This window comes from Arsenophonus sp. ENCA (assembly GCF_002287155.1).
GTDB classification, from domain to species: Bacteria; Pseudomonadota; Gammaproteobacteria; order Enterobacterales; family Enterobacteriaceae; genus Arsenophonus; species Arsenophonus nilaparvatae.
The window spans coordinates 1-2235 of record NZ_NHNG01000445.1 but is presented as its reverse complement, the minus strand read 5'-3'; the positions used below and the strand labels follow the sequence as shown (position 1 = coordinate 2235).

Annotated in this window: 4 protein-coding genes; all 4 read left to right on the top strand. The window is 41.1% G+C overall.

The genetic code is table 11. The features are described from left to right. On the top strand, nucleotides 1-281 hold a 281-nt coding region (locus CBG25_RS11560), incomplete at its 5' end, for a transposase family protein (RefSeq protein ID WP_290603775.1). 259 nt (nucleotides 282-540) lie between these two features. Then, complete coding sequence (locus CBG25_RS11555; RefSeq protein ID WP_290606764.1) at nucleotides 541-906, top strand: RusA family crossover junction endodeoxyribonuclease; 366 nt, start codon at nucleotides 541-543, stop codon at nucleotides 904-906. Between the two features lie 71 nt (nucleotides 907-977). Then, complete coding sequence (locus CBG25_RS11550; protein WP_290606762.1) at nucleotides 978-1808, top strand: DNA methyltransferase; 831 nt, start codon at nucleotides 978-980, stop codon at nucleotides 1806-1808. A 51-nt stretch (nucleotides 1809-1859) separates the two neighbouring features. Further along, nucleotides 1860-2235, top strand: a 376-nt coding sequence (locus CBG25_RS11545) for a hypothetical protein (RefSeq protein WP_290603693.1), incomplete at its 3' end; no start/stop codon positions are given.

The following is a 2235-nucleotide window of genomic DNA, read 5'->3' as shown; positions in this document are numbered from 1 at the left end:
AGGTAACCATCTGGGCAGATACCGGTTTTCAAGGTATAGATAAACAGCATCCTAATACACAAATCCCAAAAAAAGGAACTCGAAAAAGACCTTTATCGCCTGAACAAAAACAAGAAAATAAAATAATCTCGGGCATCCGTATTACAGTTGAACACGCCATCGCGGGTATCAAGCGCCTCGGTTGCATGACCCAAATTTTACGGAATCGTAGACCCTTTATTGATGATACCTTCTTACTCCTTAGCGCAGGTCTTTGGAATTTCCATCTCAGAACAGCGTAAAATTTACTTCAATCACCGAAACACCCTTATTTCACTATTAAGCAACACGCTTAATATACGGAGAAAGGCTATCATGTTGAGAAAACGCTGAATACCGATAAAAAACTGTGGGATGTCGCTTTTAAATTGCTAGAAAACCGAAATAACCCACCTACCCCACGTTGCATGATTAACAAAGTCTGGAATTCCCCGTTATACAAAAATCCTACTGTGGTTTAAAAACTAACCGCGAAATACATCACGTTGGCATGGACTCAATATGATTATCGAACTCCCTTTCCCGCCTAGCGTTAATACCTATTGGCGACATAACTCAAAACGTCCCTACTTAAGTGATAAAGCCAAAGCCTTCAAAGCAAAAACGATAAAAATCATTGATGAACTGCGTGAGAAAGCCGGTCATGAAAAATTTCATGGTGAGGTATCTGTATCGATGAAGCTATACCTCCCCAACAAAATAAAACGTGACGTGGATAATTATTCCAAAGGTGTGCTCGATTCTTTAACTGGCGCGAAAGTTTGGAACGACGATAGTCAAGTCCGCGTGATGACCGTTGAGAAGATGGATAACAACGGTGGTGTAAAAGGCGGCAAGTGTGTCGTCATGATTGATGAATATTGTTAAATCGTCGCTGTCTGAAAAAATCATTAATACACCAACAAGGTCAATCACATTTAAAACCCAAGGTAACAACTATGACTTTTTCAAACCAGCCGATATTGGTTAACGGCGACGCTTTGCCATATGTTAAAACACTACCAGACAATTCCATCAACTTGATACTGAGTGACCCACCCTACTACCGTGTTAAATTCTGTGCATGGGATAGACAGTGGAAAACAACCGAACAATATCTAGCGTGGTTAAATGATTACCTTGTTGAATTCCAGCGGATATTAAAACCAAACGGCAGTCTCTATCTGTTTTGTAGCGCAGCATTGGCCGCTGATACTGAAATCATGCTAAGAAATCACATGAGGGTGTTAAATCACATTGTTTGGGCTAAACCGTTTGGCCCGTGGCGGCGACAGAAGAAAGATATGCTCCGCTCATTTTCCCCCAGCACCGAGCGAATATTGTTTGCAGAGCAGTACGGGGCAGAGGGTAGAGTAAAAAATGACGCTGGATATGCATTGAAATATACTGAGTTAAAAAGAGAAGTGTTCGCTCCACTGATTGAATATTTCATCACCGCAAAAAATCAACTCAATATCAAGAGTAAAGAAATAGAAAAGTATATGGGAAGCTACGTGCATCGCCATTGGTTGTCATATTCCCAATGGCAACTTCCCAACAAATCACAATACGAAAAATTGCAGCAATTATTTTTGCAAAAAGCAGCAGAGAAAAAATTAGCGTCGTCTCTCTCCAAAAGTCACCATCAACTGAGTTTCACACACGACGAACTTCAGCATTATTACGGTGAACTGATGAAAAACTATGACGAACTTAAGCGAAAATATGAAAACTTACGCAGACCTTTTTCTGTCACTAAAGACGTACCCTATACCGATGTGGTCGGGTAGCAAGAGCGTATTTCTGCGCTCCCGCCCCCTAAGAGGCTGTCGCAAAAGCTCATGTTATCGATTAAAATTTGCTTTATTCGTTTTAAACGCAGATCTTTTATGACCGTATTTACTCGCAAACTGGAATCGCCTTCTCACACCAAACGTAAGTTTGTCAAAGCGCAAAATCTACCTATCTTGGAGGGTTCTGTTTCCCTTTGCGATTATCTCAAGCAAATTGGTGAACGTAGGGCATTTATTGTCACAGAGATTTTGGATGAACAAGACTGGGTACCTTTCGAACGCTGTTATTCTTCAACAGGTAGAGCGCCGTATTCTCCTCGTTCAATGATGGGAATTTTGCTTTATGGGATCATGAAAGGGCATAGTTCGCTCAGAGCACTTGAAAATCTGGCGCGTTTAGATTTGGGATGTATTTTTGTCAGCC